Annotated in this window: 13 protein-coding genes; 2 read left to right on the top strand and 11 right to left on the bottom strand. The window is 46.9% G+C overall.

Features of this window, described 5'->3' with window-relative positions; all coding sequences use genetic code 11:
* Positions 1 to 35: 35 nt before the first annotated feature.
* The 10 genes from NSQ09_RS12970 to proG all read right to left on the bottom strand — a co-directional run bounded on the left by NSQ09_RS12970 (position 36) and on the right by proG (position 10415).
* Positions 36 to 1025 carry an ABC transporter ATP-binding protein gene (locus NSQ09_RS12970; protein WP_033884972.1) on the bottom strand — a complete coding sequence of 330 codons (990 nt, stop codon included), beginning with the start codon at positions 1023 to 1025 and terminating at the stop codon, positions 36 to 38.
* Positions 1026 to 1037: 12 nt separating this feature from the next.
* Positions 1038 to 1928: a gamma-D-glutamyl-L-lysine dipeptidyl-peptidase gene (eepC, locus tag NSQ09_RS12965; RefSeq protein WP_038428840.1), complete on the bottom strand. Its 891-nt coding sequence runs from the start codon at positions 1926 to 1928 to the stop codon at positions 1038 to 1040.
* Positions 1925 to 3025: an L-Ala-D/L-Glu epimerase gene (ykfB, locus tag NSQ09_RS12960; protein ID WP_038428839.1), complete on the bottom strand. Its 1101-nt coding sequence runs from the start codon at positions 3023 to 3025 to the stop codon at positions 1925 to 1927. The genes eepC and ykfB overlap by 4 nt, the downstream gene beginning before the upstream one ends.
* Complete coding sequence (locus tag NSQ09_RS12955; protein WP_106073858.1) at positions 3022 to 3981, bottom strand: S66 peptidase family protein; 960 nt, start codon at positions 3979 to 3981, stop codon at positions 3022 to 3024. Before NSQ09_RS12955 ends, ykfB begins: the two co-directional genes overlap by 4 nt.
* 87 nt (positions 3982 to 4068) lie before the next feature.
* A complete protein-coding gene (gene dppE / locus NSQ09_RS12950; RefSeq protein ID WP_341032514.1) occupies positions 4069 to 5718 on the bottom strand; it encodes a dipeptide ABC transporter substrate-binding protein DppE in 1650 nt (549 codons plus the stop codon).
* A gap of 2 nt (positions 5719 to 5720) precedes the next feature.
* On the bottom strand, positions 5721 to 6728 hold the full coding sequence (dppD, locus tag NSQ09_RS12945) for a dipeptide ABC transporter ATP-binding subunit DppD (RefSeq protein ID WP_015252254.1): 1008 nt from the start codon (positions 6726 to 6728) through the stop codon (positions 5721 to 5723).
* Positions 6729 to 6732: 4 nt separating this feature from the next.
* Complete coding sequence (dppC, locus tag NSQ09_RS12940) at positions 6733 to 7695, bottom strand: dipeptide ABC transporter permease DppC (RefSeq protein WP_014476568.1); 963 nt, start codon at positions 7693 to 7695, stop codon at positions 6733 to 6735.
* A 5-nt stretch (positions 7696 to 7700) separates the two neighbouring features.
* On the bottom strand, positions 7701 to 8627 hold the full coding sequence (gene dppB, locus NSQ09_RS12935; protein WP_003245446.1) for a dipeptide ABC transporter permease DppB: 927 nt from the start codon (positions 8625 to 8627) through the stop codon (positions 7701 to 7703).
* Between the two features lie 16 nt (positions 8628 to 8643).
* The gene (dppA, locus tag NSQ09_RS12930) at positions 8644 to 9468 is read right to left on the bottom strand and encodes a D-aminopeptidase DppA (RefSeq protein WP_029317684.1); all 825 of its coding nucleotides are present in this window, start codon (positions 9466 to 9468) and stop codon (positions 8644 to 8646) included.
* Between the two features lie 128 nt (positions 9469 to 9596).
* On the bottom strand, positions 9597 to 10415 hold the full coding sequence (gene proG, locus NSQ09_RS12925) for a pyrroline-5-carboxylate reductase ProG (protein WP_032721395.1): 819 nt from the start codon (positions 10413 to 10415) through the stop codon (positions 9597 to 9599).
* 168 nt (positions 10416 to 10583) lie between these two features.
* On the opposite strand from proG, the gene htrA reads away from it, so the two are divergent.
* A complete protein-coding gene (gene htrA, locus NSQ09_RS12920; RefSeq protein ID WP_009967069.1) occupies positions 10584 to 11933 on the top strand; it encodes a serine protease HtrA in 1350 nt (449 codons plus the stop codon).
* Positions 11934 to 12090: 157 nt separating this feature from the next.
* Positions 12091 to 12267: a hypothetical protein gene (locus NSQ09_RS12915; RefSeq protein WP_032680700.1), complete on the top strand. Its 177-nt coding sequence runs from the start codon at positions 12091 to 12093 to the stop codon at positions 12265 to 12267.
* Between the two features lie 183 nt (positions 12268 to 12450).
* Here NSQ09_RS12915 and NSQ09_RS12910 read toward each other — a convergent pair whose 3' ends face one another.
* Positions 12451 to 13422: a glycosyltransferase family 2 protein gene (locus tag NSQ09_RS12910; RefSeq protein ID WP_015715747.1), complete on the bottom strand. Its 972-nt coding sequence runs from the start codon at positions 13420 to 13422 to the stop codon at positions 12451 to 12453.
* Positions 13423 to 13431 lie beyond the last annotated feature (9 nt).

Genomic DNA, 13431 nt, shown 5'->3' with positions numbered 1-13431 from the left:
GAGTGGCTCTAGTAAAAAGGAGCCACTCTTTTTATTTATCTCACTTTTTCCTTCGTTTCAGCATTTCGATACAAATGGCAAGCGACAAAACGGCCGGGTTCGATTTCTTGAAGCTGGGGACGAGATTCTCCACATTCAGGCATCGCCTCAGGACAGCGGGTCCGAAACACGCAGCCGCTTGGCGGATTGACCGGGCTCGGCAGCTCTCCTTTTAAGAGAATACGCTCACGCTTGTCCTCCAATTCAGGATCTGGAATCGGAATCGAGGACAAAAGCGCCTTTGTATAGGGATGGAGCGGTTCACGATACAAGGTGCCGCTCTCTGTAATTTCCATCATGTGCCCTAAGTACATAACACCGATCCTGTCACTGATATGCTTCACCATCGAAAGATCATGGGCAATGAATAAAAACGTAAGCCCTTTCTCTTTTTGAAGCCGCTTCAGCAGGTTGACCACCTGCGCTTGAACAGAGACATCAAGTGCAGAAATCGGTTCGTCCGCCACGATAAATTCAGGATTCAGCGACAGTGCTCTCGCAATCCCGATTCTTTGCCTTTGCCCGCCGCTGAATTCATGCGGATAACGGCTGCCAAAATCGGGATGAAGCCCAACTGCCTCAAGCAGCTCGTCCACGACGAGAAGCCGCGCTTTATGAGTATTGTAGAGATTGTGAATCTCCATCGGCTCCAAAATAATTTCTCGAACGGTCATGCGCGGATTAAGTGAAGCATAGGGGTCCTGAAAAATCATCTGCAGTTTGCGGTTGAAGGCAAACTGCTCTTTTTCACTCAGCGCATGAAGATTTGTGCCTCTGTATATCACACTTCCTTCTGTTGGCTGATAGAGGCGCATCAGCACTCTCCCCAAGGTTGATTTCCCGCACCCTGATTCCCCGACTAGCCCGAACGTTTCTCCTTCACGAATCTGAAAGGTGACCCCGTCGACGGCTTTGACTGTCCGCTTTTTCCCTGCGTCAAAATGCATTTTTAGCTGGCTGACCTCTAACAAAGGCAGTGGCGTCATTTGTCTCCCTCCTTATTCTGAAAAACAGCGGCGCACCGCACAAAGTTCTTTTTCATAGATTGTGTCTTTTAATGTAAGGATTTCGATTGATTTTCCTGTCTTTGGAGAATGAAGCATTTTCCCGCCGCCTACATACAGACCGACGTGATGAATCGCTCCTTTTCCTTCCTCATAAGCAAAAAACAGCAGGTCACCGGCTTTCATATCATCAAGCGGGACACCCTTCCCCGCCTTAGCCTGATCTCCCGCATCACGGGGGATGCTATATCCATTTGCCTTAAATATACTGTACATAAATCCGGAGCAATCAAACCCAAACCCGCTGATCCCTCCCCACAGGTAGGGAAGGCCAAGGAAAAACGCACCCGTTTGAATGATGTCTTCAGCAGTCCCTTTCTGTTGGCTGACAGGCACTGCATCACTTTGCTTCACAAACCTTTCTCCCAAAACGGTCGAAACCTTAAAATATCCTTTTTCTTCTGCAATAAGGGGGAGAACTGTCAAAAAGCTCAATTCGATCTCCTTTTCTCCATTGCTTTTGTACAAAAAGGCAGCAGGTTTGCTGATCATCACATCGTGTTGTGTATGGATGGGCTTTGTTTTTTCCAGCTGGTTCTTTTTCATCCAGCCTGGGTATCCGCGCGGATCCTTTCGGGATGGCTGGCTAGGCACGATCACAGAAACCCATTCCTCCTGTTCCGCTGTCACAAGTACCTTTTCGCCAAAGAGAACCTGAGTTTGGATTACATTGTCTGTACATAATCCAAGCCGTTCATCATACGTCATGCGCTCCAGCCAGTCTCTGATCCTTACAGTCGGTTGAAGCATGAATTGATCAGACGGACGCGGTGAATCAGGCGCTGTCCAGATGTTGGCCACTGCTGATATGACAGTGTGCATCATTGCTCTTTTTCCCCTTTCAAAAGCGCAGCCCCGGTGATTCCGAGGCCCGGTTTGCCAGGCATCGAAACCGTGCTGCCGCTATATGTTATGCCGCCTTTGAATACATCTGTTTTCAGCATCAGCGGCGCGTCAAAATCAAAGCGTGTGATGTTTCTCTTGCTTGCCGCAAAATGCGCCGCGGCCGTAATGCCCAGCTTCGTTTCGATCATGCTGCCGACCATACACTCCACCCCGCAGGCCTCCGCCATGGCATTAATTTTCTCTGCTCCGCTGATGCCGCCCGCTTTCATCAATTTAATATTGATCAAGTCTGCGCTCCGGGTTTGCAGAACTTCGAACGCCTGGCGCGGTGTAAAAACACTTTCATCAGCCATAATCGGCGTATCTGTTGCATCTGTCACCTTTTTAAGCCCAGCGAGATCATCTTTATGGACAGGCTGCTCGACAAGCTCAATGCCTAGGCCCGCATCCTCCATTTTCCGAATGGCAGTTACCGCTTCCTTCGGCCTCCACCCCTGATTAGCGTCTAAACGCAGTTTCACAGCTGATCCGACACGTTTTCTGATTTCCTGGATACGGGCGATATCTGTTGCAATATCATCTTTTCCGACCTTTATTTTCAGCGTTTGAAAGCCTTGTTTGAGATAATTCTCGGCATCAGCTGCCATCTCTTCAGGTGAGTTGACACTGACGGTATAATCTGTTTCCAGCGTATCTCGATATCCGCCAAGCATTTGATAAAGCGGCAGCCCGCACATCTGCGCCCAGCCGTCGTATAGCGCCATTTCTACAGCAGCCTTCGCGCTCATATTTCCTGTAAGAAGATGCTGGATGTCGTGCAGAATGGCCTCACAGCCGGACAGGCTTTTTCCAAGCAATGCCGGTTTTAAAACATTGTGAATGGCACTTTCAATGCTATCCATGCTGTCTCCTGTAATCACTAACGTCGGGGGTGCTTCTCCCCATCCGACTGCACCGCTGTCATAAGTAATCCTTACTATGACTGATTCAGCCGTATACACAGTGCGAAGCGCGGTTTTAAACGGCTTTGTCAGCGGAACGGCGATTCGGCTTGTTTCGATTCGAATGATTTTCATGTCTTCAGCGCCCCTTCTGAAACGCCTGCCTCTATTACGACTGTTTTTTCTGCTGTATTCATAGCAGCTTTCGCACCGATCGGAACGGCAATACTTGGCGAGCAGTGGCCGATTTTAAATCCTCTCAGAGCAGGCCTGCCCGCAGAAATAATATAGTCTTCCAGCACCTGCTCAAGTGAGAGAGACTTCTCTCGCTTCACCGGGACACAATTGTGAAAATCACAAACTAGAATTCCCGCCGCGTCCGTCAGCTTCCCCGCCATTTTCAGCTGATTCAGCATTCGGTCGATTTGATAAGGCTCCTCGTCAATATCTTCAATAAACAGAAGCTTTCCTCTCGTATCAATTTCAAATGGCGTGCCCAGTGTAGACGTCAGCAAAGACAGATTTCCCCCGACAAGCTCGCCTTCCGCTTTTCCAGGAACAAGCGCGGTCAGCGGAGAAAGCTCTTCTGTATAGGTGAATTCCGTCTCCTGGAAGAGCTGCTTATATGACGCTTTTGTCAGCGGGTGAACGTCGTCAAGGCCAATATCCGTGCTGAGCATCGGGCCATGGAAAGTGACAAGACCTGTGTTTTGATGAATGGCAGTATGTAAAAACGTAATATCGCTGTACCCCCAAAAGATTTTAGGGTGTTTGCGGATCAAGCTGAAATCAATGCCCGCGGCGATACGTCCTGTCCCAAAACCCCCGCATGCGCACAACACTGCTTTTACCTCCTCGTCTCTGAACATCTCATGGAGATCCGCCAGCCGCTCATCATCCTGTCCCGCTAAATAGCCGTGCTGGTTTTTCAGCGCCTTGCCCAGCTTCACCTGAAGACCGAGCTCTTCTAAAAATAAAAGCGCGGTGTCAAGCTTTTTTTGATCCGGCGGACTTGCGGGCGCGATCACTCCGACTGTATCACCCTTGTTCAGCGCTTTCGGCTTGTAATTCAACGAAAACACTCCTTTCATTTGCTCTGCACCCTACGTATACGTGCAAGAAAGAGAAAAAATACCGCTCCTTCGCATAAAGAAGCAGTATTTCTTCAATCACCGCCATCAGTTTTTATCTGCCCATTTTAAATCGATATAGCCGACAGGGTGACGGACAATTCCCTTTACTTGTTCATTTTGCAGGTGAACCTGATTATAAAAATAAACCGGGATGATCGGCGCTTCATTGATGAGCAGCTCTTCAGCTTGATGCATAAGAGAGAACCGTGTTTTTTCATCGGCTTCATTTTTCGCCTGTTTGATCAGCTGATCGTATTCTTTATTGGCCCAGCCTGTGCGGTTCATCGAATTACCCGTTTGAAAGGCTTCCAGAAAACTGATAGGGTCCGCGTAATCAGGCAAAAATGAGCTTTGAGAGAATTGGAATTTCAGCGCTTTTTGATCCTCTAAAAATACGTTCCATTCCATATTGGCCAGCTTTACATCGACTCCAAGGCTATTTTTCAATTTTTGCTGAATAGCTTCGGCAATCTTTTTATGCTCCGGCTTTGTACTGTAAGTAAGCGTGATCGCAGGAAGCTTATTATAGTTTTCTTCCTTCATGCCCTTTTCGAGCAGCTGCTTCGCTTTGCTTTCGTTAGGCTTGATCAAGTCTCCGCCTGCTTCACGGAAATCTTTGCCGTCAGGCTGCGTAAACCCAGGCGATACAAAGGCGCGCGCCGGTTTTTCATTATTTTTCGTGACGTACTTTACAATTTCCTCTTGATCCACAGCCATCGCAAAGGCTTTTCTGATGTTTTCATTTTGGAATGGCTCCATGTTGACATTAAATCGATAGAAATAGAGACCCGCCTGGTCAACAATATTGACGTTATCCTGATCCATCAGCTGGTCGCTTAACTCTGCAGGGACATAAGCGGTATCAAGTTCCCCTGATTGAAACATCTGATAATCTGTATTTCTGTCACTGACCATCGCCCATTTCACCTTATCAAGCTTCACGGTATCTTTATCCCAATACGTGTCGCTTTTCTCCATAGTGATGCTGTCATCATGCTTCCATTCCGTCAGCTTAAACGGGCCGTTTCCGACAAATGTATCCGCCTCAGCAAACCACTTTGGATTGTCTTTATCGACCTTTTCATTTACCGGAAAATACGCAGGATTGGACACAACGCTCAGAAAATATTTTTGCGGTGCTTCCAGTGTAACGTCAAGGGTTCGATCATCCTTTGCCGTCACCTTCACATCGTCTTTTTTCCCTTTCCCGCTGTTATATGCTTCGCCGCCTTCAATAAAATAACCTAGGAATGCTGATGAAGCGCCTTTTTTCGGATCAAGCATTCGCTTCCACGCGTATTCGAAGTCTCCGGCTGTTACAGGATCTCCGTTTGTCCATTTCGCATTTTCCCGAATTGTAAATGTGTAAGTTTTATTATCTTTCGAAACAGACCATTTCTCCGCCATTGCCGGCTCAGGCTCATGATCTTTGCCAAGACGCGTCAGCCCCTCCATGATGTTATTTAACGGCTGCCATGACACATTATTAAAGCCGATCGGCGGATCGAATGAAGTCGGTTCATTTTCATTATTTACATACAGCACCTTTTCTCCGCTGGTTTTTGCCTTATCATGACTGCCTTCTTTTCCGGCCTGTTCATTTGCTGTGCACCCCATCAGCGCAAACGAAAGTCCTAATGCAAGACCCATGCCCCATAGCTTTTTCACTCGTTTCATCCTCTTCCTCCTTTTCATGTTCAATCCTTCGCATCTCCTGACAGCACTGCATGCTCTGCTCGTTGATCCTGCAGCCAGCAGTTGACGGTGTGCGAGTCAGATCTGATCGTCTGGCCCGGGTACACCCTGTCACACACAACCATCCTGTTCGGACAGCGGGCGGCAAACGGGCAGCCCGGCGGAGGCGAAAATAAATCCGGCGGCGTTCCGTCGATTGGGATCAGCTCAGCGCCATCTAAATCCAGCCGCGGGACAGAACCCAGCAGTCCTTTTGTATAAGGGTGCTGCGGCTGATAAAAAATATCTTTTCTCGTGCCGATTTCCGCCATTTTCCCGGCATACATGACTGCGACTCTGTCAGCTACCTGGGCAACGACCCCTAAATCATGTGTAATCAGGATGACAGACACATTCGTTTTTCTCTGAATCTCTTTAAACAGCTCTAAAATCTGTGCCTGAATGGTTACATCCAGGGCGGTGGTCGGTTCATCCGCAATTAAGATGTCAGGCTCGCAAATCAGCGCCATCGCAATGACAATCCGCTGTCTCATGCCGCCGCTGAATTGGTGGGGATATTGCTTTAGGCGCTCTTCGGGATCTGGAATACCAACCAATGACAGCATGGAAAGCACCTCTTTCCGTGCCGCTTTTTTGCTCATTTTTTTGTGGCGCAATAGCGCTTCCCCCAGCTGGTCGCCGACAGTCAGCGTAGGGTTTAACGCCGTCATCGGGTCTTGAAAAATCATAGAAATGTCGGCTCCCCTTATACCTCTCATTTCTTTGTCAGAGAGACGGCAAAGGTCTTTGTTTTTAAATAGAATGCTGCCGTCTGTCACCTTCGCCGAATAAGGCGGAAGCAGGCCCATGATGCTTTGGGAGGTAACGCTTTTGCCGCAGCCGGATTCGCCGACGATCGCAAAGGTTTCTCCTTTATACAAATCAAAGCTCACCCCTCTGACCGCCTGAACCGTCCCGCCGTAAGTCGTAAAAGACACGTGCAGATTTTGGACTGACAGAACTTTTTCCATACAGCTACCTCCTCAGCTTAGGGTCAAGCGCATCCTGCAATCCGTCCCCCAGCACATTAAACGCGTACATCGTCAGAGATATGAAAAAGGCCGGAAAAAACAGGCGCCACCAATGCCCAGATAAAATCGTGGGCAGGCCGTCATTCGCCATCACGCCCCAACTTGCAAACGGAGCCTGTATGCCGAGGCCGAGAAAGCTTAAAAATGATTCTGCGAATATGGCGGCAGGTACGGTTAATGTCATTTGTACGATGATCGCTCCCATAGTATTCGGCAGCAAATTCTTCCGGATGATGCGAAAGGTTTTCGCGCCAAAGGTTTTCGAGGCGAGTACATATTCATAATTTTTAATCTGAAGCACCTGGCCTCTTACAATTCTCGCCATGCCGACCCACCCGGTCACAGTCAGCGCCACAATAATCGTGCCCAGTCCCGGTCCCATGAGCACCATCAGCAAAATGACAACAAGCAGGTACGGCAGTCCGTACAGCACTTCGATAATCCTCATCATAATGCTGTCAATCCTGCCGCCTTTATAGCCGGCAACGCCTCCGTAAATGACACCAATCAAAAAATCAATCAGTGCTGCCATCACGCCGACAAACAACGAGATTCTCGCGCCATACCATGTTCGGGTAAACACATCCCGGCCGAGTTCATCGGTGCCGAACCAATGATCGGCTGAGGGCGGAAGATTTTGTTCTGTCAGTGATTGGCGTACGACACTATGAGGCGATAAAAAGGGCCCGATAACTGCCATGACAAAAAGAAATAAAAGAATAAAGAGTCCGGCCATCGCTAATTTATTTTTTTTCAGCCTCCTCCAGGCATCCTGCGTGTATGACAAACTCGGCCGCTTGACCGAATCTGCTTCCCGATTTTTTTCCTGATTCGAGACAAACCACTCATCAGGCACCTGATTGTGCTGTTCTGGCTGGCGTTCATCCGTTTGTACAGGGAGATTCACACGCTTCACCCTTTCTTATGCAGTTTAATGCGCGGGTCTAAGAGACCGTAGGCCAAATCGACCAAAAACAGCATGATAATCAGAATGACGCTGTAAAAAACGGTCGTTCCCATAATCACGGGATAGTCCCGCTGATTAATGCTTTCAACAAAATATTTTCCCATTCCCGGAATGGCAAAGATTTTTTCAATGACAAAGCTTCCTGTTAAGATGCTGGCGACGAGTGTGCCCAGGACGGTAATGACGGGCATGAGTGCATTTCTGAGTGCGTGTTTTACGATAATTTTGAATGGAGAAAGCCCTTTTGCTTTTGCTGTGCGGATATAATCCTGTGTCAGAACTTCGACCATGCTCGACCGTGTCAGCCTGGCAATGATCGCCATTGGCCCTACAGCAAGCGCTGCGGTCGGAAGCACCATATGAATCGGGCTTGTCCATGTCGCAGCGGGAAATAGTTTGAGATTGACAGCAAATTGCTGAATGAGCAATGTTGCCAGAATAAAATTCGGGATGGAGATGCCGAGTACTGCAAGACTCATCGCGGCGTAGTCCAAAAAGCCATTGCGGCGGAGTGCAGCAATTACGCCCAGCACCAGCCCAGAAATCACAGCAATGACAATCGCTGTCATCCCAAGCTCAAAGGAAACGGGAAATCCGCGTTCCAGCATATCATTTACACTGTCCGACGGTTTTTTAATTGAAGGTCCGAAATCGAATGTAATGATGGATTTTAAGTAGAAAATGTATTGGAAAATGAGAGGATCGTCTAAGTGATAGTAGGCTTCGAGATTTTTTTGAACGGCTTCATTTGTGCCTCTCTCCTCGTTAAAAGGAGATCCGGGAATGACCTTCATGAGAACAAAAGTCAGGGTGGTAATCACCAAAATCGTAGCTGCCATTGCCCAAAAACGCTTTATCATGTATCGCGCCAAAGCCTAAAACACCCCTTTAGCAGAATGATGTCCGCATCGCAAGCTCAGTCATGACAAGCATCGCCTGATAGGCTTCAAGCATGTCCTTCGCCTGAAATTGAACGGTTGTAGTTCCCGTCTTGATTTCCGTTCCCGGCATCAGATTCGCCCATTCTGCTTGGCCATAATTGGCGAATTCAATGCTCAGAACCGGCCTGTCAGGCGGTGTGAGCGGCTTGACTTTGTCCTTGTTTTGCAGGGCAAACGCAGTTTTTTCTGTCAACAGCCGTCCGGCTTTCGCAGGGGACAAGCACTTCACTGCGGATCTTGAAATGGTTTGTTTGACTGCGGCTGTTGTCACGTTCGGGATAAGCTCTTCCGCTTCCTTTGCCGCCCGGTCATCCCCGGCTACCATTAATACCGGGACACCATAATAACCGGCAACGTATGCATTTAATCCAAGCTCACCGACAGGCCGATCGTTTATGTAAAAATGACGGACGCCGAAAATCATGCTGTGTGACATGACACCGGGGGTCGAGGCTCTCGCATGATAACCGAGAAACAAAGCGCCTGTAAACGTATCATCCAGTCCCTCCACCATTGAAAATGGTTTGACGTCACCAGAAATCAAGTCTGCTTCAGGGTGAAGCTTTTCAACCATCAGATTATTCATCTTCGAATGACTGTCATTGACCAGCACCTCGGTACACCCGCTGTTAAACGCTTCAGCAATACAGTAGTTTGCTTCTTCAGTCATGATAAGCCGTCCGCGTTCATAATTCCGCTTGCCGGAATCCACAAAGGTATCGTCCGGAAGACCCGAAATACCTTCCATATCTACTGACATGTACAATTTCATAACGCTCCTCCTTTTTTACTAAATTATGAATATTCTAACAGATTATATTAAAAAAAGAGGGAAAATGCAATATAACTGGGGAAAATCTCAACCATTCAGTAATAAAAAAAGAATCCTCTTTCAAGGATTCATGTCTGTTTACCAACCTGTTCTGTAAGCAGTTCATATTTTTTCAGGGTTCTTTCAAACACCTCATCAAAAACGTCTGGCACAGAGGCGCGTATCACCTCAGCTCCCTCTCCCGTTATTCCGCCTTTGGTTGCGACACGTTCCAGCGTCTCCTCGAAAGACATATTTTTTTCGATCAGCATCTTGCCAGTTCCGTATAGCGAATGAATCAGAAAATCAAAGGCTTCTTCTTTGGACAGGCTGCTGTTTCTGACGGCAGACAGTGCCAGTTCTTCAAAGATTGCGGCTATGAATCCCGGTGCCGAGCTCGTTAAATTGCTGGCCGCATCTAAATTCGATTCTTTGATTTCCCGTACACGGCTGAAAACCGATAACAATTCATTCAGACGTTCTTTTTTCTCTGCAGCCAGTGCTTCACTGTGAACGACAAGTGAGATGCCAGCTTCTGCTTCGGACGTAATGGCAGGAATAACACGTGAGATACCCGCCTCTGTTTCTGCCTCCAAAAGACGCAGCGGCACACCGGCAGCTATGGATACGATGTGAGTATTTCTGTTCACATACGGGTGCAGACGGCGCATTGTTTCGATGACATGGAGCGGCGGGACGCATATCAAAATCAATTGGCACGTATTTGCCCAATTCTCCAACGGATCAGCCGATACGTTTGGATAATCTGACATGAGTGCCCGCAGCCGCTCCCCCTTCGTTCTCGTCTCAATAAATAGCTCATTCTCTTTTATTTGTTCATGTTTCAACAGCTGTCTGGCGATCATATCCGCCATGCTGCCATATCCAATCAATCCAATCTGTTCCATCGACTCAGTCCTTTCATATACAATATGAAGTGTACCGTTTTCCGCACTTTTTCACAATTTCCCATAATCTTTTCATTTTTATCCCACAGTTTTTGTTTATGATAAACTCAAGTCATAAACCTATCAATATAAATAGACATGTGAAAATAGAGAAACGGAGTGAACATGATGGATAACTATCGTGATGAAAACAGAACGAAAGGTAATGAGAATGAGGTCTTTTTAACGAAAGAGAACGATCAGAGCGCCTCCTACTCGGCCCGCAATGTCATTCATGATCAGGAGAAGAAAAAACGAGGATTCGGATGGTTCAGACCGTTGCTTGGCGGAGTGATCGGCGGCAGTCTTGCTCTTGGCATTTACACGTTTACACCGCTTGGTGACCATGATTCTCAGGACACTGCAAAACAATCATCCAGCCAGCAGCAAACGCAATCTGTTACAGCAACAAGCACCTCCTCTGAATCTAAAAAAAGCTCAAGCAGCTCATCTGCATTCAAGAGCGAGGACTCTTCTAAAATCTCAGATATGGTAGAAGACCTTTCACCAGCGATTGTCGGTATTACAAATCTTCAGGCACAATCAAACAGCTCTTTGTTCGGCTCTAGTTCTTCTGATTCCAGCGAAGATACAGAAAGCGGTTCAGGGTCAGGTGTCATTTTCAAAAAAGAGAATGGCAAGGCTTATATCATTACAAATAACCACGTCGTAGAAGGGGCATCATCACTGAAGGTATCTTTATATGACGGCACTGAGGTTACTGCAAAGCTGGTAGGCAGTGACTCGTTAACTGATTTAGCCGTCCTCCAAATCAGTGATGACCACGTCACAAAAGTGGCAAACTTCGGTGATTCATCTGATCTCAGAACAGGCGAGACCGTTATTGCGATTGGGGATCCGCTTGGAAAAGACCTGTCCCGCACAGTAACACAAGGAATTGTAAGCGGCGTGGACAGAACGGTTTCAATGTCTACATCAGCCGGCGAAACGAGCATTAACGTCATTCAGACAGACGCAGCAATTAATCCAGGTAACAGCGGCGGTCCTTTGTTAAATACAGACGGCAAAATCGTCGGCATTAACAGTATGAAAATCAGTGAAGATGATGTTGAGGGTATCGGATTTGCCATTCCAAGCAATGACGTAAAACCGATTGCTGAAGAATTACTGTCTAAAGGACAAATTGAACGTCCATATATCGGTGTCAGCATGCTTGATCTAGAACAAGTGCCGCAAAATTACCAAGAAGGCACACTCGGCCTGTTCGGCAGCCAGCTGAATAAAGGTGTTTACATCCGTGAGGTCGCTTCAGGCTCTCCTGCTGAAAAGGCCGGATTAAAAGCGGAGGATATTATCATCGGCCTAAAAGGTAAAGAAATTGATACAGGCAGTGAATTGCGCAATATCTTATATAAAGACGCAAAGATCGGTGATACCGTTGAAGTGAAAATTCTCCGAAACGGCAAAGAAATGACGAAAAAAATTAAACTGGATCAAAAAGAAGAGAAAACTTCGTAAGACATAATGCCTCAGGCCGTAAAAGCGGTCTGAGGCTTTTTATTAGATAAAAGACCTAATTGCTCTATGAAACTTTCTGACGAGATATCCGTATATCATACAGATTGACATCATTCACATCAGATGCTAGAAACATCGTTTGCTAGGAGGCATGAACATGAAAACCGTGGGACTGAGTATGATCTGCGCAGGATTGGCTTTTCTTTTGCTGAGCTTTCTTCTCTCTGAATCGACGTTGACGTGGGGAATTGTATTGGGTACCAGTATTCTATTAAACATAACTGGTACGGCTCTAATCATGCGTTTCTTAAAAGCCCCCCAATATAACAGCTGACATGCAGCAAAGCCGATGACGAAATCTTTAAGTTTTGCTGTTTTTATTTCGGCATGACTGAACCGCAGTACAAGCTCACAATCTCTTCTTTACCCAATTTCCATATATCTATCAGCATCTTTTGCTTTAGATCGGGCTCAGAGCATAAAAACCCCCTGTCCATTACGGACAGGGGGTTTGAGGTTATGACATATGCTGGTCTCTATAGAGTCTTTTATTTTCAATTCCATACGATTTTTGGACGATGTAAAGCGGCCTGTCTTTGGCTTCATCGTAGATTCTGCCGATATATTCGCCGATCACGCCCAAAATCAGAAGGACAATGCCGCTGAACAGGAGCTGGATCACAATAAGTGATGACCAGCCGGTAATCGTGCTGTCTGTGAATAGCTTCAGATACAGCACGATAAACATATACAGAAATCCAGCACCTGACATTAAAATCCCCGCATAGCTTGCCAGCTTCAGCGGTTTATGTGAAAATGTCGTGATGCCGTCCATTGACAGCTTCAGCATTTTCTTGAGCGGGTACTTTGTTTCTCCGGCAAGCCTTTCATCACGTACATACTCGACCGCTGTCTGTTTAAAGCCCACCCAGCTGACTAGCCCTCTGACAAATGGATTTTTTTCTTTTAATCTCTTCATTTCATCACAGACTTTTCTGTCCATGAGACGAAAATCCCCCGTATCAATCGGGATATCAATATCTGTCATACCGCTGAGAAGCCGGTAAAACATAGCCGCGGTTTGTTTTTTGAAAAAGGTTTCCCCTTTTCGTTTAGTCCGCACGGCGTACACGACCTCATAGCCTTCCTTCCACTTTTCAATCATATCTAAAATCAGTTCAGGAGGGTCCTGCAAATCGGCGTCAATGACGACGATTGCATTCCCCTGTGCATAATCCATACCCGCCGTAATGGCGATCTGGTGTCCAAAATTCCTTGAAAAATCAATAATTTTCACTCTCGGATCGATCAGGCTGTGCTCTCTTAAAATCTCAATACTGCGGTCTTTACTGCCATCGTTGACAAAAAGCAGCTCGTAGTTTTCCTTCGTTTGATCCATGACCTCTTTTAAGCGCTGATAGGTTTCATGAATGACAAGCTCTTCATTATACACAGGTACAACAATTGAATATTGAATATGTCTGCTCATGTTTTTGCC

The organism is Bacillus sp. FSL W8-1202 (genome assembly GCF_038006165.1).
Taxonomy (GTDB): domain Bacteria; phylum Bacillota; class Bacilli; order Bacillales; family Bacillaceae; genus Bacillus; species Bacillus subtilis.
Note: the sequence above shows the minus strand (reverse complement) of the source record. Positions and strands in the feature narration are given on the sequence as shown.